Origin of the sequence: Mycobacterium sp. KBS0706 (assembly GCF_005938675.2) — a bacterium.
Taxonomy (GTDB): Bacteria; Pseudomonadota; Alphaproteobacteria; order DSM-16000; family Inquilinaceae; genus Inquilinus.
Window position 1 is genome coordinate 57,047 of sequence record NZ_VCCH02000029.1, and the last position, 20,005, is coordinate 77,051.

Genomic DNA, 20,005 nt, shown 5'->3' on the forward strand with positions numbered 1-20,005 from the left:
CGTTCGATTCTCCGCCTTGGCGTTCGTGGGAGATGATTGAGTCGGATCTTAGACCCGAAACGGCGGAAGCGGTACGCCGACCCCGGACCGGGCGTCCGGGCCGGCGACCGGCAGACAGCCGCCTTCCAGAGCCCTTGCGGTCGGAATCATCGTGCCTCCGCCTCGATCCAGCGCAGCGGGAACAACGGTTCGATCCCCGTGCGTGTTCCGTGTCTTGCAGCGCAGCGAGGCGATGAAGTCAAGCCCGGAAAAGCCGCGGAATTCCTCAGAGTTTTATGCTTTTGCAACGCAACATGACGGATTTCGGAGTTGCTAAGGATGAAGATGGAAATCTGCGAGCATTTGATAAGCGGACATAGCGAATAAGGAGAGTTCCGAGACACCGGCATCCCTGTGCCGATGCCACAACATCGATCGCGAAACATGAACGAATCTGTCCAAAATATGGGCAGAGGACAATTCCGCCGATCGTGGTACCGGCCTCGATAACGCGACCGTGTGCCACGCCGTCCTCCAGCCACGGCGTCCACGCCGATAGGGACAGGGGCGCAAAAAAGGCCCTTGTGCGCTTCTAGCCCTCGACCCGCGAGAAGTCGGCGACGTCATTCATGGAGCTCGTCAGATCGTCGAGCAGCGCCAAGCGATTGCGGCGCAAATCGTCAACCGGGTCATTGACCAGCACCCCGTCGAAGAAGGCGTCGACCGCCGGCCGCCAACCGGCCAACGTGGCCATCGCCCCGGCGAAGTCGCCGGCCGCCAGCGCCGCCTTCAGCGGCTGCGCATCGGCCTCCAGACGCTCGAACAGCGCCCGCTCCTCGGCCATGGCGAAGCGGCTGGCATCGACCTCGCCGAAGCCCTCCACCCCGTCCTTCTTGCGCTCGATCCGGCCGATGTTGCCGGCGCGGCGATAGGCGGTCAGGAGATTCGCCCCGTCCTCGCTGCCGAGGAAGGCCGCCAGGGCCTTGACCCGGCCGAGCAGGCGCAGCAGGTCGTCCTCGCCGCCGACGGCGAAGACCGCGTCGATCAGGTCGTGGCGCACGCCCTTCTCGCGCATCGCCACCTTGAGGCGGTCGGCGATGAAGGACAGCAGCTCCTCGACCGCCACAGCCTTGTCCCGCAGCCCGTCGACGCGATAGGCATCCCAGGCCGCGCCGAAGGCGGCGCGCAGCGACAGCGTCACGCCGTTCTCGTCAATCAGCCGGATCACGCCGAGCGCGGCGCGGCGCAGCGCATAGGGGTCGCGGCTGCCCGTCGGCTTCTCGTCGATCGCGAAGAAGCCGGCCAGGGTGTCGAGCTTGTCGGCCAGCGCCACGGCGATCGAGACCGGCGCGGTCGGGCAGCGGTCGCCCGGCCCCACCGGCTTGTAGTGGTCGGCGATCGCCTCGGCGACATCCGGCGCCTCGCCCTGGGCCAGGGCGTAGTAGCGGCCCATCAGCCCCTGCAGCTCCGGGAACTCCCCGACCATGCCAGTGGTCAGGTCGGCCTTGGCCAGCCGCGCGGCCCGGTCCGCCTGCGCCGGGTCGGCGCCAAGTTTCGGTGCCAGCGACCAGGCCAATGCCGCCAAACGCTCGACCTTCTGCGCCACGCTGCCGAGCCTGGCGTGGAAGATGATCGGCTCCAGGTCCTTGATCCGGCTTTCCAGCGGGGTCTTGCGGTCCTGGTCCCAGAAGAACTTGGCGTCGGACAGGCGGGCGCGCAGCACCCGCTCATTGCCGTCGATCACCGTGGCACCGTTGTCGCGCGTTTCGGTGTTGGCGACCACGGCGAAGCGCGCCGCCAGCTTGCCGTCGGCCCCTTCCAAGGCGAAGTAGCGCTGGTGGGTGCGCATCGAGGTGACCAGCACCTCCTCCGGCACCGTCATGAAGGCGTCGTCGATGCGGCCGAGATAGGCCACCGGCCATTCGACCAGCCCCGCCACCTCCTCCAGCAGGCCCGGGTCGTCGCGCAGCGTCAGGCCGGCGGCCTTGGCCTGGCCTTCGACCTGATCGCGGATCAGCGTCTTCCGCTCCTCGCGGTCGAGCACGACATAGGCATCGAGCAGCTTCGCCTTGTAATCGGCAAAGCCGGTGACCGCGATCCGGCCGGGCGCCAGGAAGCGATGGCCGACCGTCGAGCCGACGGCCTGCTTGGCCCCCTCGCCCGAGCCGTCGATGTCCGGCTTGTGCAGGTCGTAGCGGAACGGCACCACTTGGCCGTCGAACAGCGCCAGCACATGGTGCAGCGGGCGCACCCAGCGCACCACCTGCTCTGCCGCACGCATCGACTTCGGCCAGGGCAGGCCGAGGATCGCCTTGCGGATCACCTCCGGCAGCAGGTCGGCGGTCGGGCCGCCGGGGATGGTCAGGCTGGCGAACCAGATCTTGCCCTTCGGCGTGTCGCGCTGCTCGCATTGCTCCAGCGTCAGCCCGGTTGCCTTGAGGAAGCCGTCGATCGCCTGCTGCGGCGCGTCGACCTTCGGCCCCTTGCGCTCCTCGGCCACGTCGGGCCGCACCGCCGGCAGGCCGTCGATCACGAGGGCGAGGCGCCGCGGCGTGACGAAGGCCTCGGCCCGATCGAAGGCCAGGCCGGCGGCCTTCAGCGCGTCGGTGACGAGAGACTTCAGATCCTCCGCGGCCCGCGCCTGCATGCGGGCCGGGATCTCCTCGGAGAAGAGTTCGAGCAGGAATTCAGCCATGTCAGCCCCCCTCAGGCCGCGTCCAGCCAGAGTCGGCAGCAGGCCCGGGCGAGGTCACGCACGCGGCCGATATAGGCGGCGCGCTCGACCACGGAGATCACGCCGCGGGCGTCGAGCAGGTTGAAATTGTGGCCGGCCTTGAGAGCCTGGTCATAGGCCGGCAGCGCCAGGCGGCGCTCCAACAGCGCCTTGCACTCCTGCTCCGCATCCTCGAAGTGCTGCAGCAGGATCGCCGTGTCGGCGTGCTCGAAATTATAGGCCGAGTATTCCCGCTCGGCGCGCAGGAACACCTCGCCGTAGCGCTTGGCGCCCGGCGTCTGCGGGTCGTTGAACGGCAGGTCGTAGACGCTCTTCACGTTCAGCAGGTACATCGCCAGACGCTCAAGCCCGTAGGTCAGCTCGACCGGGACCGGGTCGCATTCGATGCCGCCGACCTGCTGGAAATAGGTGTACTGGGTGACCTCCATGCCGTCGCACCAGACCTCCCAGCCGAGGCCCCAGGCGCCGAGCGTCGGGTTCTCCCAGTCGTCCTCGACGAAGCGGATGTCGTGCAGCGCCGGGTCGATGCCGAGGGCGTAGAGGCTCTGCAGGTACAGATCCTGCGCATCCGCCGGCGCCGGCTTCATCAGCACCTGGAACTGGTAGTAATGCTGCAGCCGGTTCGGGTTCTCGCCGTACCGCCCGTCCTTCGGCCGGCGCGACGGCTGGACATAGGCGACGTTCCACACCCGGTCGGGACCAAGCGAGCGCAACGTCGTCGCAGGATGCGACGTACCGGCGCCGACTTCCATGTCGTAGGGCTGCAGGATCAGGCATCCCTGGGCGGCCCAGAAATTCTGCAGCCGCAGGATGATCTCCTGGAAACTCTTCGGGGGTGGGGCGACCGTCGGCATGTCTCGGCTGGCGCTGGAAAGAGGCCGCGCACCATAGGGCGCCCAGAGGGAGGCTTCAAGCGCGCGGGGCGTCAAACGACCCGAACGATCGGAGGCTGACTCCCAACCCCATCACCCCTCGCAACGATGGCTCAGCCCATCGGCGTGATAGGCGCCGCAGTTCGGGCAGCGGACCAGGTCCTCGGTGCGCTTCTCCGCCTTGCGGGCGCGGTGCTGCTGCGACAGCGCATCGCGGCGCGCCGCCGTCTCGCGGGCGACCCCGACGCGGCGGGCCATGCCCATCAACCAGAATACGCCGACCACGAGAGCGATCGCGACGAGGATCTTGCCGAGCATTGAAGTCCTTACAGCCCGTAGCGGGACCAGTGCAGCCGATCCTCCACCGCGCCGACGGCGCTGTCCACAGCGGCGGCCGCCAGGCTGTCGGCCCGGGTCAGGCGGCGCAGCCACCCGGTCGGCTGCTGCACCAGCTTCAGCCGCACCTTCGGCCCGAACTTGGCGCGCAGCACGGCATGGGGATGGCCGATGCCGTCGGCCAGGCCGAGAGTCCGGCCCTTGGCTCCGGTCCAGAACTCGCCGTTGAACAGGATGGCGTCATCCGCCGTCAGCCGCCCGCCGCGCCGGGCGCGGATATGAGCGATGAAGGCGGCATGGATCTCGCGCTGCAGCTCCTCCAGCTTGGCCACATCCTCCGGCCGCTCCGGCTGGAACGGGTCGAGGATCGACTTGCGCGTGCCGGCGGTGTGCATCCGGCGTTCGACACCAATGCGGGCGATCGCGTCCTGGAAGCCGAAGCCGGCGGAGACCACGCCGATCGAGCCGATGATCGAGCTGTCATCGACCCAGATCTCGTCGCCGGCGCAGGCCAGCCAGTAGCCGCCCGAGGCCGCGACGTCCTCGACGAAGGCGTAGACCGGCACCTTCTTCTCCTCCGCCAGGTCGCGGATGCGGCGCGCGATCAGCGAGGACTGCACCGGCGACCCGCCCGGCGAGTTCACCAGCAGCGCCACCGCGGCCAGGCGCTTGGGGCTGAAGGCGGCGGCGATCGGGCGGGCCAGCTTCTCCATCGACAGGCCCTGAGCCAGGAATCCGCGCCCGCCTCCGATCACGCCGCGCAGCGGCAGAACGGTGACCAGCGGCCCGTCGCCGCGGCCGAGGAAGGGAAGTCGGGACAGGAGGCCCATGATGCGCTCTCGATCGGTTTCCGTCGGCAGGATATGGCCCGCCGGAACGTGATTTCAAAAGGTCCGGCGTCTCAAAGCGCCAGCGGCGCCGCATCGCGCAGCACCGCCTGCGCCGCCGGGGTGTAGCCGCCATCGGCCTCGTGCAGCACCAGCCCGGCCGCCAGCGCCGCGGGCGACCGGCCGCCCCGCCGTGCCTGCACCAGCACCCGCCGCGCCGGCTCTCCGGCCCGGGGCCAGAGCGGGAACACGGTCAGCGAGCCGAAGCTGGGCCGCAGCGCGGCGCAGATCTCGTCGATCCGGTCGGCGCGGTGGACCAGGGTCAGCCAGCCGCGCGGCTTCAGCGCCCCGGCCGCGGCGGCAACCCAGCCGGCGAGGTCCAGCCCGGCCTCGACATTCGCCGCCGCCTTGACCGGATGGGCCGAGGCGCGGCCGCGGCCCGGCGGCAGGAAGGGCGGGTTCATCATCACCCGGTCGAAGGGCGCGCCCGGGATCGGGTCGGCGACGCTGCCCTCGACGATCGCGCAGCGCCCCGCCAGCGCGTTCAGCCCGAGATTCTCGCGGGCCAGCGCCGCCAGGCCGGAGTCGCGCTCGACGCCGGTGACCGAGACTTCCGGACACCGCACGGCGAGGCACAGCAGCGCCGCGCCAACGCCGCAACCGAGATCGGCGACGCGCTCACCGGGCCCGGTCGCCACCGCGGCGGCCAGCAGCACCGGGTCGATCGCGGCGCGGTAGCCGTCCCGCGGCTGCAGCAGGCGGACCCGCCCGTCGAGCAGCCGGTCCTCGCTGGTAGCGTGGTTCGCGGCTCCGGGCCTCGGCCCCTCAGGCATCCGGCAGGCTTTCCCCCGCAGATTGAAGGACATACCGCGCCCTGGCCCAATCCTCCACCGCCACCATCAAGCGGCGCGGCAAGATGCCCAGGCTTCCTTCCAGCACCGATGTGTGCATATCAAGGATGACACTTTCGATGCGCGCATCGGTCAGCAGGGCGGTCAGGAAGGACAGCCGGACCGGGTCATTGGTTCGCAGAAGCTCTTTCACGGGGCCTGTTTCTCGTTTATGCAGCGCACACAAGGGTCATGGTGACACAATCCGGTCCGGATCGCTGCCCCGCTGCACGCCGGTGCCGGAGATCGGAATGTGGATGTTGAGGAGCCGGGCTTGACCGCCAGTCTTGGAGCGACGAGAGCCGAGTCCCTGCCGCCGGAGCCGGCCGCCGACGCCGGCGCGCTCGACCGCCTGACCGCCTTCGTCGCCGAGGATCTGGAGGCGGTGAACGCCCTGATCCTGCAGCGGATGCAGAGCTCGGTCGAGCTGATTCCGCAGTTAGCTGGCTATCTCATCGCCTCGGGCGGCAAGCGCATCCGTCCAGTCCTCACCCTCGCCTCGGCCCGGCTGTGCGGCCATCGTGGCCAGCGCCATATCGGCCTGGCCGCCGCCGTGGAGTTCATCCACACCGCCACGCTGCTGCATGACGACGTGGTCGACGAGAGCGACCTGCGCCGCGGCCAGGCCTCGGCCAATGTCGTGTTCGGCAACCAGGCCAGCGTGCTGGTCGGCGATTTCCTGTTCTCCCGCGCCTTCCAGGTGATGGTCGAGGACGGATCGGTCGACACGTTGCGCATCCTGGCCAACGCCTCGGCCGTGATCGCCGAGGGCGAGGTGCTGCAGCTCTCGGCGGCGCACGACACCGTGACCAGCCGCGACACCTATCTGCGGATCATCCGCGCCAAGACGGCGGAGCTGTTCGCCGCGGCCTGCGAGATCGGCGCCGTGGTGGCCGACCGCAGCGCGGCCGAATGCGCCGCCATGCGCAGCTTCGGCACCGAGCTGGGCATCGCCTTCCAGATCGTCGACGACGTACTGGACTATTCCGCCCGCCAAGCCCGCCTGGGCAAGACCATCGGCGACGATTTCCGCGAGGGCAAGCTCACCCTGCCGGTGATCCTGGCCGTCGAGCGCGGCAGCGAGGAGGAGCGCGGCTTCTGGCGCCGGACCTTGGAGGATGGCGAGCACAGCGAGCAGGATCTCGACCACGCCGTGGCCCTGCTGCAGCGCCACGGTGCCTTGGCCGACAGCATGGCGGCGGCGCGCGTTCACGCCGAGAACGCCATCCGGGCGATCGGCCTCCTGCCCGCCTCGCCGATGCGCAAGGCGCTGGAGGATGTGGTCGATTTCGTGGTCGAGCGGGATTTCTGACGGAACTGCGACACAGGCCTTGCAGCCCTCCGCCAGTCCCGCTATAAGCCCAACCGCCGGTGCGACGGAGTGTAGCTCAGCCTGGTAGAGCGCTACGTTCGGGACGTAGAAGCCGGAGGTTCGAATCCTCTCACTCCGACCATTTCCAACCGGTTCAGACGGCGCCCTCCCGAGGCGCCGTTTCTATTTCTGCATCCTGCCCCGAAGATAAAAGAGGCCGGCCCGGTTGCGGTGCGGGCCGGCCCTGAAGTGGAGCAATGGAGTCAGTCCGGCGAAGCCTTCGCCGGCCACCCCGACCGGGTCGAGGTGGTAAGTCGGACTATCTTTGATCCGGCAGCCTCTCGACACCCCCATATGGGAGGGGCATGTCGGAATTCCGCGACGCGAAATTGCGCGGTTCACGAGGGATTCACGGAGCCGCCGGCTCATCAGTCGTGATGGAACACCTCCGGCATCATCGCCCACCATTCCCCCTCCTCCCGGGTCTCGAAGGGCTCCTGGCAGGGCGAGCACAGCGCCCACCATTCCTGCGTTTTCGAATCGGCCGCCATCCGCGCCATGTCGGCGGCGAAATCCGCGCCGTGATACTCCCAATAGGCGAACAGGATGTTCTCCGGCTGCTTCAGGAAGATTGAGTAGTTGCGGATGTGGCAGGCGCTGATCGTGGCCAGCACCTCCGGCCACACGGCCTGGTGCAGCCGCAGATACTCCGCCACCGTTTCCGGCTTCAGCCGGATGCACATGCCCATGCGCTGCATCGTCCCCTCCTCGGTTCGTCCTCAGCGTCGGGCCCGCCAAGCCACCCGGTCTTGCCGGGTCGCCTCGGCCACCCTGCCGGCGGCATCGCGCAGCCAGGCGGGCTTGCGCGCCGCGAGATCGTCGGCGACGGCGCGGGCCCGCGAGCGGCGGGCCGAATGCAAATTGGCCAGCTCGGCCCCCATCGCGGTCAACAGGCGGCGCAGCAGGCCGGGATCCGCCAGGGCCGGGAAATCGAGCTTGCGGCTATTCGGCGCCAGGCGACGAACGATGATGCCCTTGCGCAGCTGGAGCCAGGGATCGGCGATGCGGAACCGACCGGCCGCGATCTCGCCAAAGCGCGCCTTGCGGTCGCCGCCCCGGACCAGCGACCAGGCCGAGGGCAGCAGCGGCTTGGCCTCGCGCGCCACCGGGCCGCCATGCCAGTCGACGACCGCCACCCAGCGCGGCCGGCCGAGGCTGCCGGTCCCCGCTGTCCGCCGGGCCGTGGCGATCGCCAGATCGGTGTCGGGCATCGCCGCGGCCAGCGCCTCGCGATAGGCGCGCGGCGGAGCGTCCCGCGGCAGGTCTTCCAGCGCCGACCAGAACCGCTCGCGCTCCTCGTCGCTGGCCAGCACCAGGTCGCGCAGCCAGAGATGTCGGCGCTCCAGCACGAAGCCGCCGGGCGCCCGCAGGCCCTCGACATAGCCGCCCAGGATGGCGGCGCAGATCTCGTCGGCCGATACCGAGCGGTCGCGGCCGCGCGCCAGGACGGCGCTGGCGGCCAGGCGGACGAGGTCGAGGGCATAGGGCGTCTCCGCCGCCTCGTCGAAATCGTTCACGCCCCAGATCAGCCGCCCATCGGCGTCCCGCCACAGCCCGAAATTGCCGATATGGGCGTCGCCCACCGCGACGACGCACGGCGTCTCCATCAGGCCGGGGCAGAGCTCATGCGCGGTTTCGGTCCAGCGGAAGCTGGTGGCGCGCAGGAAGAGGAAATCGCTCTCCTCCATCTTGCGATGCTTGCGGTCGAGATCGGCCTGCACGAGTTGGCGGCCGAGTTGCTCCTCGAGCCAGACCTCGTAGCGCTTGACCGACGCGGTGATCGACCCCATGCGGACCCCGGCTTTGCCCGGCCGACATCATAATCGGCCGTGGCCCGCCGTCCACCGGGACGCGCTGTCAGCGGGGGAGCGTCTCGACCGCTTCGACCACCAAGGGGCTGAGCTCGGCGTTCTTCGCCGCCACCTGGGCCCGGATCTGGTCCTTCATCCGCGGTTCCCAGAAATCCTTGATGTGCTTGCGCACGCCGGCCACCGCCTCCTCCTTGGGATAAGCGGCGAAGAAGGAGGCGATCTGGTTCGCCATGCGGGTGATCTTGTCGGCGCTGCCGCTCATGCTTCGACCTTGGCTGGAAGCAGGGGGGAAAAGTCTGTGTAGGCGGTCATGCCGTCGCCGCGGGCGAAGGCGATCAGGGTGACGCCGGCCGCCTTCGCCGTGTCGATCGCCAGCGTCGTCGGCGCCGAGATCGCGACCAGGATCGGGATCCCCGCCGCCGCCGACTTCTGCACCATCTCGAAGCTGCAGCGGCTGGTGATGACGCAGATCCCCTGCCCCGCATCGATGTCGGCGCGGGCCAGGCCCCCGACCAGCTTGTCGAGCGCGTTGTGCCGGCCGACATCCTCGCGCACCAGCCGGATCCGGCCCTCGCGGTCGGCCCAGGCGGCGGCGTGGACGGCGCCGGTGCGGCTGCGGATGTCCTGCAGCCCGTCGAGGTCGCGCAGCGCCCGACGGATCGCCGCCCGCTCCACCTCGATCGGCTTCGGCGCGCGGCGCTTGCGGCCGTGCAGCGTGTCGAGGTCGCTGGTGCCGCAGATGCCGCAGCCGGTGCGGCCAGTGATGGCCCGCACCTTCTGCAGCATCTGCGAGAAGTTCGCGCCGCGCAGCGCCATCCGCACCTCGATGCCGCGCTCCTCGTCGCCCACGACCTCCTCGACCGTCAGGTCGGACGGCGCATCGGCCAGGCCCTCGGTCAGGCTGAAGCCGAGGGCGAAGTCCTCGAGATCGGCCGGCGACGCCATCATCACGGCGTAGGACAGGCCGTTATAGACCAGCGCCACCGGCACCTCGGCCGCGACCACCTCCTCCACCGGCTCGGCCCGGTCGTCCCGGAACAGCCGCCGGGCCGGCAGGCGCAGGTCGGTTGGAGGCAGGGCCATGGCTACTCCGCGGCCTCCTGCGGGCGCTCGATCTGGATCGTCTTCTCGCGCAGCTCGCGATAGCCGATCTGCCAGTCGGACAGGTGGTTCACCCGTCGCACCTGCACCGCCGTCACCTTGTATTCCGGGCAGTTCGTGGCCCAGTCGGAATAGTCGGTGGTGACCACATTGGCGCCGGTCTCGGCGTGGTGGAAGGTGGTGTAGACGACGCCCGGCTGCATCCGGTCGGAGACCTTGGCCCGCAGGCTGGTCTCGCCCGACCGGCTGTGCAGCGCTACCCAATCGCCGTCGCGGATGCCGCGGTTCTCGGCGTCGACCGGATGGATCTCCAGCAGATCCTCCTCATGCCAGGCGACGTTGTCGGTGCGCCGGGTCTGAGCGCCGACATTGTAGTGGCTGAGGATGCGGCCGGTGGTCAGCACCAGCGGGAAGCGCGGGCCCGTGCGCTCCTCGGTCGGCACGAACTCGGTGATCATGAACCGGCCCTTGCCGCGGACGAAATGGTCGATATGCATGATCGGGGTGCCTTCCGGCGCTGCATCGTTGCACGGCCACTGCACCGAGCCCAGCTCGTCCAGCCGCTGGAACGACACGTTCCTGAAGGTCGGCGTGGTCCGGGCGATCTCGTCCATGATCTCGCTCGGATGGCTGTAGCGCATCGGATAGCCCAGCGCCTCCGACAGCAGCATCGTCACCTCCCAGTCGGCGTAGCCGGCCTTGGGCGGGGTGACGCGCCGGACGCGGCTGATCCGCCGCTCGGCATTGGTGAAGGTGCCGTCCTTCTCGAGGAAGGAGGAGCCAGGCAGGAACACATGGGCGTAGCTGGCAGTCTCGTTCAGGAACAGGTCCTGGACGATGACGCATTCCATCGCCGCCAGGCCGGCCGTGACGTGCTTCACGTCGGGGTCGGACTGGGCGATGTCCTCGCCCTGCACATACAGGCCCTTGAACCCGCCCTCGACCGCCGCGTCGAGCATGTTGGGGATGCGCAGGCCCGGCTCGCCGGACAGCGACACCTGCCACAGATCCTCATAGATCTTCCGCACCTCGTCGCCGGCGACATGGCGGTAGCCCGGGAACTCGTGCGGGAAGGACCCCATGTCGCAGGAGCCCTGGACGTTGTTCTGGCCGCGCAGCGGGTTCACGCCGACGCCACGGCGGCCGATGTTGCCGGTCAGCATGGCCAGGTTGGCCATGCCCATGACCATGGTCGAGCCCTGGCTGTGCTCGGTGACGCCGAGGCCGTAATAGATCGCGGCCCGGCCGCCGGTGGCATAGAGCCGCGCCGCCGCCCGCACCTCGGCCGCCGGCACGCCGGTGAGCTCTTCCACCGCCTCCGGCGCATGGCGCGGATCGGCGATGAACTCGGCCCAGCGCGAGAACTCGGCGATGTCGCAGCGCTCGCGGACATAGTCCTCTGCCACCAAGCCCTCGGCCACGATCACATGCGCCAGCGCGTTTACGATGGCGACATTGGTGCCGGGCTTGAGCTGCAGGTGATGGTCGGCCTTGATATGGGCCGACTTGACCAGGTCAATCCGGCGCGGATCGACCACGATCAGCCGGGCGCCCTCGCGCAGCCGGCGCTTCATCCGGCTGCCGAACACCGGGTGGGCGTCGGTCGGGTTGGCGCCGATCACCACCATCACGTCGGTCTCGTCGACGCTGTCGAAATCCTGGGTGCCGGCCGAGGTGCCGAAGGTCTGGCCCAGGCCGTAGCCGGTCGGCGAATGGCAGACCCGGGCGCAGGTGTCGACATTGTTGTTGCCGAAGCCGGCGCGGATCATCTTCTGGACGAGGTAGGTCTCCTCGTTGGTGCAGCGCGACGAGGTGATGCCGCCGATCGAATCGCGGCCATAGGTCGCCTGGATCCGCTTCAGCTCGGAGGCGGCATAGGCGATCGCTTCCTCCCACGACACTTCGCGCCACGGGTCGGTGATCTGCTTCCGGATCATCGGCTTGGTGATCCGGTCCTTGTGGGTGGCATAGCCCCAGGCGAAGCGGCCCTTGACGCAGCTGTGGCCGTGATTGGCCTTGCCATCCTTGTACGGCATCATCCGCACCACCTCGGTGCCCTTCATCTCCGCCTTGAAGGCGCAGCCGACGCCGCAATAGGCGCAGGTGGTCACCACCGAATGCTCCGGCTGGCCGGCCTCGATGATGCTGTTGTCCATCAGCGTCGCGGTCGGGCAGGCCTGGACGCAGGCGCCGCAGGAGACGCACTCGCTCTCCTTGAAGCCGTCATCCTGGCCAGCCGAGACGAAAGAGGCGAAGCCGCGTCCATCGATGGTCAGGGCGAAGGTGCCCTGCACCTCCTCGCAGGCCCGGACGCAGCGCGAGCAGACGATGCACTTGGTCGGGTCGAAGGTGAAATACGGGTTGGAGGTGTCCTTCTCGCCCACCAGATGGTTGGCGCCATCATAGCCGTAGCGCACCTCGCGCAAGCCCACGACGCCGGCCATGTCCTGCAGCTCGCAATCGCCGTTGGCGGCGCAGGTCAGGCAGTCCAGCGGATGGTCGGAGATGTAGAGCTCCATCACGTTCCGGCGCAGCTTCGCCAGCTTCGGCGACTGCGTCCGGACCTTCATCCCCGGCTCGACCGGCGTGGTGCAGGAGGCCGGCGTGCCGCGCCGCCCTTCGATCTCGACGACGCAGAGCCGGCAGGAGCCAAAGGGCTCCAGGCTGTCGGTCGCGCACAGCTTCGGGATCGCGGTCTCGATCTCGGCCGCCGCGCGCATCACCGACGTACCCGCGGGCACGGTCACGGCCTCGCCGTCGATCTCCAGCGTCACCATGCTGGGCGAGATTCGCGCCGGGGTCCCGAAATCCTGTTCCGTCACGAGAGCCATGGGATGGCCTCCTTATTCCGCGGCCTGCGCCGGGGCGGGCGCGCGGTCGAAGTCGTCGGGGAAATGGGTCAGGGCGCTGAGCACCGGATAGGGGGTGAGGCCGCCGAGGGCGCAGAGCGACCCGTCCAGCATGGTCTCGCAGAGGTCTTCGATCAGCGTCAGGTTGCGGCCGAGTTCATGCCCGCCCGTGTCGCGGTTGGCGATGATCTTGTCGATCGTCTCGGCGCCGCGGGTCGACCCGATGCGGCAGGGCGTGCACTTGCCGCAGCTCTCGATCGCGCAGAACTCCATGGCGAAGCGGGCCTGGACGGCGAGGTCGACGCGGTCGTCGAACACCACGACGCCGCCATGGCCCAGCATGCCCTTCTTCGCCGCCATCGACTCGTAGTCGAGCGGCGTGTCCAGCAGGCTCTCCGGGAAATAGGCGCCGAGCGGGCCGCCGACCTGGACGGCGCGGAACGGCCGGCCGCTGGCGGTGCCGCCGCCGAAGCCCTCGATCAGCTCGCGCAGGGTCAGGCCGAAGGCGACCTCGATCAGCCCGCCGCGCCTGACGTTTCCGGCCAGCTGCAGCGGCTGGGTGCCGCGCGACCGGCCGGTGCCGTAATCGGCGTAGAAGGCGGCGCCCTTGTCGAGGATGATCGGCACAGAGGTCAGTGACAGCACGTTGTTGATCACCGTCGGCTTGCCGAACAGGCCCTTCAGCGCCGGCAGTGGCGGCTTCGGCCGGACCATGCCGCGCTTGCCCTCCAGGCTTTCCAGCAGCGAGGTCTCCTCGCCGCAGATATAGGCGCCGGCGCCGACCCGGACCTCGAGGTCGAAGCGCTTGCCGCTGTCCAGCACGCTGGGACCGAGAACGCGGCGCTGATAGGCGATGTCGATCGCCGCGTTCATCGCCGCCACCGCATGCGGATACTCCGAGCGGATGTAGACGAAGCCCTTGGTGGCGCCGGTGGCGATGCCGGCGATAATCATGCCCTCGACCAGCAGGAAGGGGTCGCCTTCCATGATCATGCGGTCGGCGAAGGTGCCGCTGTCGCCCTCATCGGCGTTGCAGACGATGTATTTCCGGTCGGCCTGGGCCTGCAGCACGGTGCGCCACTTGATGCCGGTCGGGAACCCGGCCCCGCCGCGGCCGCGCAGGCCAGACGCCGTGACCGTCTCGACGATCGCCGCCGGCTCCATCGCCAGGGCCGCGCGCAGCCCCTTCAGCCCGTCATGCGCCTCGTAATCGTCCAGGGAAAGCGGGTCGGTGATGCCGCAGCGGGCGAAGGTCAGGCGCTGCTGCTTGGCGAGATAGGGGATCTCTTCGGGCCGGCCATGGCGCAGCGGGTGGTCGCCGCCCTCGGCGAAGCCGGCGGCGAACAGGCCGGGCACGTCCTCGTCCGAGACCGGGCCGTAGCCGATCCGGCCGGCCGGGGTCTCAACCTCGACAAAGGGTTCCAGCCATAGCAGGCCGCGGGAGCCGTTGCGGACCAGCTGCAGCTCGATGCCGCGGGCGGCGGCCTCGGCCCGGATGGCGCGGGCGACGTCGTCGGCGCCGACCGAGATGGCGGCAGCGTCGCGGGGGACGAAGACCTTCATCGCCCGGCCTCCATGGCGTCGACGATGCGGTCGAGGCGCTTGGCATCGATCCGCCCGACCAGCTCGCCATCGGCCATCGCCGCCGGGGCACAGGCGCAGTTGCCGAGGCAGTAGACCGGCTCGACCGTGATCCGGCCGTCCGCCGTGGTCTCGTGCAGGCCAATGTCGAGCCGCCGGCGCAGATGCTCGGCCAGGTCGCGCGCGCCCATCGACTGGCAGGCCTCGGCCTGGCACAGCTTCAGCACATGACGCCCCGCGGGCTCGGCCCGGAAATCATGATAGAAGGTGACGACCCCGTGCACCTCGGCGCGGGACAGGTTCAGCGCGTCGGCCAGCAGCGGCAGCGCCTCGCGCGGCACATGGCCGAAGACCGATTGCAGGTCGTGCAGGATGGGCAACAACGGCCCTTCGGTCGCACCATGCGATGCGATCACGTCACGCGCCACCTCGGCGTCCCAGCCCCGGTGTTCGGGCATCCGTCCCACTCCCTTATCGGGTTCGTTGGACCGGGCGGCCCTTGGCTGCCACCCGATAGATTTAAGGATGGGCGGGTGCGTATACCAGATTCAAATACAAAGCCCGGATGAATTGATAATCTCTGTTTATCAAGGAGCGGGGTGCAGGGGCGTGGCCTGGAGCTCGGCGTCGAGATCGAGCATCCGTGCGGTGTCGAACAGGCCGCGAGCCAAGGGGGATGGCGGGTCGCGGTCCGTCATCACCAGCCCCATCGTGCGGGTGGCCTCGGGCTCGACCAGCCGCAGCGCGCGGGTGCCCGCCGGCACCCCGAACAGATGCAGCAGCGCCCGCGGCATGACGCTGGACCAGAAGCCGCCGCGGACATGCGAGCACAGGTTGATGATGCTGTCGGTCTCGACCGCCGCGCGCGGCGAACAGCCGACGGAGCGGAAGATGCCGTCGATAATTCGCCGGTTCTGCATGGTCGGGGTCAGCAGGCACAGCGGCAGCTCCGCCGCCTCGGCCCAGTGGATGGTCCGGCGCGACGGCGGCGCCTGCTCCGCCGGCATCAGCAGGATGTAGTCCTCCTGGTACAGCGGCAGGCTGCGGACATGGCGCAGCGGCTCGTTGTCGAGATAGGTGACGCCGACATCGATCTCGAAATTCTCCAGCCCGGCCTCAATCTGGATCGAGGTCTGCGACAGCACCGAGACGGTGACCGCCGGATGGGTCTGGGCGAAGGGCGAGGTGATCAGCGACACGATCGGCAGGGCCGAGGGCACCGCGCCGATCCGCAGCCTGCCGGCCAGGCCCTGCTGCAGCATCGCCAGCTCCTGCGCCAGGCCGTCGCGGTCGGCCAGGATCTTCTTGGCCCAGTCCAGCACCAGGGCGCCTTCGCGGGTGAAGCCCTGGAAGCGGTGGCCGCGCTCGACGATCGGCACCTGCAGTTCTTCCTCGAGCTGGCGCAGCGCGGTCGACAGCGCCGGCTGCGACACGCGGCAGGCCTCGGCGGCGCGGGCGAAATGCTTCTCGCGGGCGAGCGCGACGAGGTATTCGAGCTGGCGGATGACCATCGGGCCTCCGAGTGCGGCTTGATAACGCACGGTTATCGGCCGCATCCGCTTCCGCCGCAAGCGGGTCAGCCCGGCGCCGTTTCGATTGGCCCTCCACGACCCGGCCGCTAAGCTGCCGTCCTCCTCACTCGACACAGCGATCCCGTGACGACGACAGCCCTGAGCAGCGACCGCCTGCTCGACCACCCCTCCTTCCTGGTGTTCTGGGGCGCGCGGGTGCTGTCCGCCATCGGCTTCCAGATGTCGGCCGTCGCCATTGGCTGGCTGGCCTATGCCCTGACCGGCAGCGCCTACACGCTGGGGTTGGTCGGGCTGTTCCAGTTCCTGCCGATGGTGGTGCTGACGCTGCTGGTCGGCCATGTCGCCGACCGCTACGACCGCCGCCGGATCGTCCAGATCTGCGTGTTCGTCGAAGGCGCGACGCTGGTGGTGCTGGCCCTCGGCATCCTCGACGGCTGGCTGACCGTGCCCGACATCTTCGCCGCGGTGCTGGTGCTGGGTGCGGCCCGCGCCTTCGAGCAGCCGACCATGGCGGCGCTGCTGCCGGGGGTGGTGCCGCCCGCGGTGCTGCCCCGGGCCCTCGCCGTCTCCTCCTCCGCGATGCAGACGGCGACGATCGTCGGCCCGTCGGTCGGCGGGCTGCTCTACGCCGTCGGAACCACCGTTCCCTTCGCCATCGCCGCCGCCAGCTTCATCGGCGCCTGCGTGCTGATGCTGCTGATGCGGCTGGAACGCCCGCCGCCGCGGCGCGAGCCGGCGACGCTGCGCTCGGTGTTCTCCGGCATCGCCTTCATCCGCAGCCAGCCGATGATCCTCGGCGCCATCTCGCTCGACATGTTCGCCGTGCTGCTGGGCGGGGCGACGGCGCTGCTGCCGATCTATGCCCACGACATCCTGCAGACCGGCCCCTGGGGCCTGGGCCTGCTGCGCGCCGCTCCGGCCGTCGGGGCGCTGACCATGTCGGTGGTGCTGACCCGGATGCCGCTGGGCCGCGCGGTCGGGCTCAAGATGTTCGCGGCGGTGGTCGTGTTCGGCGCCGCCACCGTGGTCTTCGCCGCCTCCACCAGCCTGGCCTTGTCGCTGGTAGCGCTCGCCGTGCTCGGCGCCGCCGACAATGTCAGCGTGGTGATCCGCAGCTCGCTGGTGCAGCTGCTGACGCCGGACGGGATGCGCGGCCGGGTCAGCGCCGTGAACTCGCTGTTCATCGGCACCTCGAACCAGCTCGGCGAGTTCGAATCCGGCATGGCCGCCGGGCTGCTCGGCGCGGTGCCGGCCGGCATCCTCGGCGGCGTCGGCACCGTCCTGGTCGCGATCCTGTGGATGCGGCTGTTCCCGGCGCTGCGCAAGGCGCAGACCCTGTCAGGCTGATCGCATGATGACCAATCCCGCACCGGCCGGCGTCGCCGAGCTGATCGAATGGCTGTCGGGCGACGAATGCCACGACGCCGCGGGTGCCGCCATGCTGACCGGTCTCGGCCGGCGGCTGCGCACGCTGGGCCTGCCGATCGATCGGCTGAGCCTGTCCCTGCGCACGCTGCACCCGCAGATCCTGGCCCGCACCTTCGCCTGGAGCGAAGGCGAGCCGGTGGAGCAGCGCGACCGCGAGAACGCGATCGAGCACCAGCCCTTCTTCGCCGCCAACCCGATCCGGCGGGCCACCGAGGAGCGGAGCTGGCTGAGCCTGACGACGGTGGGGGAGATCGCCAAGCTGGAGGAGCTGGACTTCTTCCACGGCCGCGGCATCGCGGTGGCGGAGGTGGTGCCGCTGCTGATGGGCCAAGGCCCGGCCAGCGCCGCCGTCTTCGCCACGCGGCGGCCGGAGGGCTTCGGAGCGGACGGCCGCGCCCTGCTGCAGCGCATCGTCCCGGCCCTGCGCAGCGCCTGCGAGGTCCGGCTGCTGCGGCTGACCGAGGCGACGCTGCTCGACACCTATGTCGGCCCGCTCACCGGCCGGCGCATCCTGGAAGGACACATCCGGCGCGGCGATGTCGAGACGCTGAACGCGGCGCTGCTGCTGTGCGACCTGCGTGACTTCACCGTGCTGTCGAACCGGCTGCCGCCGGAGCAGATGCTGGACCGGCTCAACCTCTACTTCGACCAGCTGGTGCCGCCGATCGCCGCCGCCGGCGGCGAGGTGCTGAAGTTCATGGGCGACGCCGTCCTGGCCTTCTTCCACCACGAGGACGGACCGGAGGCCAGCTGCGCCGCGGCCTTCGAGGCGGCCCGCCAGGCCCTGGCCAGCATCCACTCCGTCTCCCAGGCCGGGACGCCGCTGAGCGCCGGCGTGGCGCTGCATCATGGCGAGGTCGCCTATGGCAATATCGGCTCCGGCGGGCGGCTGGATTTCACCGTGATCGGCCGCGACGTCAACCTGCTCAGCCGGATCCAGACCGCCTGCGCCACCACCGGCCAGCCACTGTTGATGTCGCCGCGCTTCGCGGCGCTGCTGGACCGGCCGGGCAGCCGCAGCATCGGCCCGCACCCGCTGAAGGGCTTCGCCGAGCCGCTGGAGCTTTTCGCCTGGGACGCCGCCCAGCCTCTCAGGTGAAGGCGTCGGGCATGCTGTCCTTCTTGCGCCGCATGAAGTCCTGCAGCGCCTCGTCGACCGCGGGGTCGATCGCCGGCGCCTCGTACTCCTCCAGCATGCGCTTCCAGATCTTGTTGGCGCGCTGCGAGGCGTCCTGCCGGCCCTCGGCCTCCCACTGCTCGAACGAGTTGTTGTCGGCGATGGTCGAGCGGTAGAAGGCGGTCTCGAAGTTGCGCTGGGTGTGGTCGCAGCCGAGATAGTGGCTGCCCGGCCCGACCTGGCGGATCGCGTCCATCGCCTGGCCGTTCTCGCTGAGGTCGATGCCCTCGGCCATCACCTGCATCATGCCGAGCTGGTCGGCGTCGAGGATGAACTTCTCATAGGAGCTGACCAGGCCGCCCTCGAGCCAGCCGGCGGCGTGCAGCACGAAGTTGACCCCGCCCAGCATGGTCGGCAGCAGGGTCTGGGCGCTCTCGAACGCCGCCTGCGCGTCGGGGGCCTTGGAGCCGCAGAGCGAGCCGCCGGAGCGGAACGGCACGCCGAGGCGCCGGGCCAGGGCGGCGGCGCCGTACAGCACCAGCGCCGGCTCCGGCGTGCCGAAGGTCGGCGCACCCGACTGCATCGAGATAGAACTGGCGAAGGAGCCGAACACCACCGGCGCGCCGGGGCGGCAAAGCTGCGCCGTGGCCATGCCGGCCAGGCTCTCGGCCAGGGTCTGGGTCAGCACGCCGGCGCTGGTCACCGGCGCCATCGCGCCCGCCAGGATGAAGGGGGTGACGATCACCGCCTGGTTGGCGCGGGCATAGGTCTTCAAGGCGCCCAGCATGGTGCCGTCCCACACCATCGGCGAGTTGGCGTTGATCAGGCTGATCAGCACGCAGTTCTCGTCGACGAACTGCTCGCCGAACACCAGCCGCGCCATGGCGACCGTGTCCTCCGCCCGCTCCGGCGCCGTGACCGAGCCCATGAACGGCTTGTCGGAGTACTTGATGTGGGAATAGACCATGTCGAGATGCCGCTTGTTCACCGGCAGGTCGACGGGCTCGCACACGGTGCCGCCGGAATGGTGCATCGCCGGCGTCATGTAGGCGAGCTTCACGAAGTTGCGGAAATCCTCGATCCGGGCGTAGCGGCGGCCCTCGTCGAGGGTGCGGATGAAGGGCGGGCCATAGACAGGGGCGAAGACGGTGTTGCCGCCGCCGATCTGCACCGTGCGTTCCGGGTTCCGCGCATGCTGGGTGAATTCGCGCGGCGCGGTCGCCTGCACCAGCTGGCGGCACAGGCCGCGCGGGAAGCGGATGCGGGTGCCGCGGACGTCGGCGCCGGCCGCCTTCCACAGCTCCAGCGTCTCCTCGTCGTCGCGGAACTCGAGGCCGATCTCCTCCAGCACCGTGTCGGCGTTGTGCTCGATCAGCTCGAGCCCGTCGGTCTTCAGCACCTCGTAGAGCGGGATCTTGCGCGAGATGTATTTCAGCTGCTGCAGCCCGCCGCCGCGGCGCAGGGCCCGCCGGGCCTCGGCGCCGCCGCGGCTGCGCCGGCCGGACCGGCCGCCGGTGTCCTGGGTATCGTCGGTTGGTGGGGTGGCAGCGTCGGTCATGGCGGGCAGTCCTCCTCG

General features: G+C 69.7%; 18 protein-coding genes and 1 tRNA gene. 4 read left to right on the plus strand and 15 right to left on the minus strand.

Features of this window, described 5'->3' with window-relative positions; genetic code table 11:
- Positions 1-571: 571 nt before the first annotated feature.
- From glyS to FFK22_RS17445, 6 genes are all read right to left on the minus strand, one after another.
- A complete protein-coding gene (gene glyS, locus FFK22_RS17420) occupies positions 572-2,674 on the minus strand; it encodes a glycine--tRNA ligase subunit beta (protein ID WP_138892172.1) in 2,103 nt (700 codons plus the stop codon).
- Positions 2,675-2,685: 11 nt separating this feature from the next.
- Entirely contained in the window at positions 2,686-3,567 is an 882-nt protein-coding gene (locus FFK22_RS17425) for a glycine--tRNA ligase subunit alpha (RefSeq protein WP_143956838.1), read from the minus strand.
- A gap of 111 nt (positions 3,568-3,678) precedes the next feature.
- Complete coding sequence (locus tag FFK22_RS17430) at positions 3,679-3,903, minus strand: hypothetical protein (protein ID WP_138892663.1); 225 nt, start codon at positions 3,901-3,903, stop codon at positions 3,679-3,681.
- An 8-nt stretch (positions 3,904-3,911) separates the two neighbouring features.
- Positions 3,912-4,751 carry a S49 family peptidase gene (locus FFK22_RS17435; protein ID WP_138892662.1) on the minus strand — a complete coding sequence of 280 codons (840 nt, stop codon included), beginning with the start codon at positions 4,749-4,751 and terminating at the stop codon, positions 3,912-3,914.
- Positions 4,752-4,822: 71 nt separating this feature from the next.
- Positions 4,823-5,581: a tRNA1(Val) (adenine(37)-N6)-methyltransferase gene (locus tag FFK22_RS17440; protein WP_138892661.1), complete on the minus strand. Its 759-nt coding sequence runs from the start codon at positions 5,579-5,581 to the stop codon at positions 4,823-4,825.
- The gene (locus tag FFK22_RS17445; RefSeq protein WP_138892660.1) at positions 5,574-5,792 is read right to left on the minus strand and encodes a DUF2007 domain-containing protein; all 219 of its coding nucleotides are present in this window, start codon (positions 5,790-5,792) and stop codon (positions 5,574-5,576) included. The genes FFK22_RS17440 and FFK22_RS17445 overlap by 8 nt, the downstream gene beginning before the upstream one ends.
- 120 nt (positions 5,793-5,912) lie before the next feature.
- Between FFK22_RS17445 and FFK22_RS17450 the strand changes: the two genes are divergently transcribed.
- Together FFK22_RS17450 and FFK22_RS17455 are read left to right on the plus strand one after the other, a co-directional pair.
- Positions 5,913-6,950 (plus strand): polyprenyl synthetase family protein, encoded by a 1,038-nt coding sequence (locus FFK22_RS17450; protein ID WP_221938660.1) that lies wholly within the window; start codon positions 5,913-5,915, stop codon positions 6,948-6,950.
- A gap of 65 nt (positions 6,951-7,015) precedes the next feature.
- Positions 7,016-7,092: transfer RNA gene (locus tag FFK22_RS17455), tRNA-Pro, on the plus strand.
- 286 nt (positions 7,093-7,378) lie between these two features.
- Here the strand turns inward: FFK22_RS17455 and FFK22_RS17460 are convergent.
- The 8 genes from FFK22_RS17460 to FFK22_RS17495 form a co-directional block, all read right to left on the minus strand.
- The gene (locus FFK22_RS17460; RefSeq protein ID WP_138892659.1) at positions 7,379-7,708 is read right to left on the minus strand and encodes an L-rhamnose mutarotase; all 330 of its coding nucleotides are present in this window, start codon (positions 7,706-7,708) and stop codon (positions 7,379-7,381) included.
- Positions 7,709-7,729: 21 nt separating this feature from the next.
- Complete coding sequence (locus FFK22_RS17465; RefSeq protein WP_138892658.1) at positions 7,730-8,800, minus strand: DUF2252 family protein; 1,071 nt, start codon at positions 8,798-8,800, stop codon at positions 7,730-7,732.
- Positions 8,801-8,867: 67 nt separating this feature from the next.
- Entirely contained in the window at positions 8,868-9,083 is a 216-nt protein-coding gene (locus FFK22_RS17470) for a formate dehydrogenase subunit delta (RefSeq protein ID WP_138892657.1), read from the minus strand.
- Entirely contained in the window at positions 9,080-9,904 is an 825-nt protein-coding gene (fdhD, locus tag FFK22_RS17475) for a formate dehydrogenase accessory sulfurtransferase FdhD (RefSeq protein ID WP_138892656.1), read from the minus strand. The genes FFK22_RS17470 and fdhD overlap by 4 nt, the downstream gene beginning before the upstream one ends.
- A gap of 2 nt (positions 9,905-9,906) precedes the next feature.
- Positions 9,907-12,753 (minus strand): formate dehydrogenase subunit alpha, encoded by a 2,847-nt coding sequence (gene fdhF, locus FFK22_RS17480; protein ID WP_138892655.1) that lies wholly within the window; start codon positions 12,751-12,753, stop codon positions 9,907-9,909.
- A 12-nt stretch (positions 12,754-12,765) separates the two neighbouring features.
- Positions 12,766-14,334, minus strand: a complete 1,569-nt coding sequence (locus tag FFK22_RS17485) for an NADH-quinone oxidoreductase subunit NuoF (protein ID WP_138892654.1) — start codon at positions 14,332-14,334, stop codon at positions 12,766-12,768.
- Positions 14,331-14,810: a formate dehydrogenase subunit gamma gene (locus FFK22_RS17490; RefSeq protein ID WP_138892653.1), complete on the minus strand. Its 480-nt coding sequence runs from the start codon at positions 14,808-14,810 to the stop codon at positions 14,331-14,333. The genes FFK22_RS17485 and FFK22_RS17490 overlap by 4 nt, the downstream gene beginning before the upstream one ends.
- Positions 14,811-14,939: 129 nt before the next feature.
- On the minus strand, positions 14,940-15,863 hold the full coding sequence (locus FFK22_RS17495) for a LysR family transcriptional regulator (protein WP_138892652.1): 924 nt from the start codon (positions 15,861-15,863) through the stop codon (positions 14,940-14,942).
- Between the two features lie 144 nt (positions 15,864-16,007).
- On the opposite strand from FFK22_RS17495, the gene FFK22_RS17500 reads away from it, so the two are divergent.
- Both FFK22_RS17500 and FFK22_RS17505 read left to right on the plus strand, forming a co-directional pair.
- On the plus strand, positions 16,008-17,231 hold the full coding sequence (locus tag FFK22_RS17500) for an MFS transporter (protein ID WP_138892651.1): 1,224 nt from the start codon (positions 16,008-16,010) through the stop codon (positions 17,229-17,231).
- Positions 17,232-17,235: 4 nt separating this feature from the next.
- The gene (locus FFK22_RS17505) at positions 17,236-18,411 is read left to right on the plus strand and encodes an adenylate/guanylate cyclase domain-containing protein (RefSeq protein WP_138892650.1); all 1,176 of its coding nucleotides are present in this window, start codon (positions 17,236-17,238) and stop codon (positions 18,409-18,411) included.
- Here the strand turns inward: FFK22_RS17505 and FFK22_RS17510 are convergent.
- Positions 18,404-19,987 carry a trimethylamine methyltransferase family protein gene (locus FFK22_RS17510; RefSeq protein ID WP_138892649.1) on the minus strand — a complete coding sequence of 528 codons (1,584 nt, stop codon included), beginning with the start codon at positions 19,985-19,987 and terminating at the stop codon, positions 18,404-18,406. The genes FFK22_RS17505 and FFK22_RS17510 overlap by 8 nt on opposite strands.
- Positions 19,988-20,005: the final 18 nt, after the last annotated feature.

Bases quoted from the DNA above. Each gene is read 5' to 3' on its own strand.
- glyS (WP_138892172.1), bottom strand. From the start codon at position 2,674: ATGGCTGAATTCCTGCTCGAACTCTTCTCCGAGGAGATCCCGGCCCGC.
- FFK22_RS17425 (WP_143956838.1), bottom strand. From the start codon at position 3,567: ATGCCGACGGTCGCCCCACCCCCGAAGAGTTTCCAGGAGATCATCCTG.
- FFK22_RS17430 (WP_138892663.1), bottom strand. From the start codon at position 3,903: ATGCTCGGCAAGATCCTCGTCGCGATCGCTCTCGTGGTCGGCGTATTC.
- FFK22_RS17435 (WP_138892662.1), bottom strand. From the start codon at position 4,751: ATGGGCCTCCTGTCCCGACTTCCCTTCCTCGGCCGCGGCGACGGGCCG.
- FFK22_RS17440 (WP_138892661.1), bottom strand. From the start codon at position 5,581: ATGCCTGAGGGGCCGAGGCCCGGAGCCGCGAACCACGCTACCAGCGAG.
- FFK22_RS17460 (WP_138892659.1), bottom strand. From the start codon at position 7,708: ATGCAGCGCATGGGCATGTGCATCCGGCTGAAGCCGGAAACGGTGGCG.
- FFK22_RS17465 (WP_138892658.1), bottom strand. From the start codon at position 8,800: ATGGGGTCGATCACCGCGTCGGTCAAGCGCTACGAGGTCTGGCTCGAG.
- FFK22_RS17470 (WP_138892657.1), bottom strand. From the start codon at position 9,083: ATGAGCGGCAGCGCCGACAAGATCACCCGCATGGCGAACCAGATCGCC.
- fdhD (WP_138892656.1), bottom strand. From the start codon at position 9,904: ATGGCCCTGCCTCCAACCGACCTGCGCCTGCCGGCCCGGCGGCTGTTC.
- fdhF (WP_138892655.1), bottom strand. From the start codon at position 12,753: ATGGCTCTCGTGACGGAACAGGATTTCGGGACCCCGGCGCGAATCTCG.
- FFK22_RS17485 (WP_138892654.1), bottom strand. From the start codon at position 14,334: ATGAAGGTCTTCGTCCCCCGCGACGCTGCCGCCATCTCGGTCGGCGCC.
- FFK22_RS17490 (WP_138892653.1), bottom strand. From the start codon at position 14,810: ATGCCCGAACACCGGGGCTGGGACGCCGAGGTGGCGCGTGACGTGATC.
- FFK22_RS17495 (WP_138892652.1), bottom strand. From the start codon at position 15,863: ATGGTCATCCGCCAGCTCGAATACCTCGTCGCGCTCGCCCGCGAGAAG.
- FFK22_RS17505 (WP_138892650.1), top strand. From the start codon at position 17,236: ATGATGACCAATCCCGCACCGGCCGGCGTCGCCGAGCTGATCGAATGG.
- FFK22_RS17510 (WP_138892649.1), bottom strand. From the start codon at position 19,987: ATGACCGACGCTGCCACCCCACCAACCGACGATACCCAGGACACCGGC.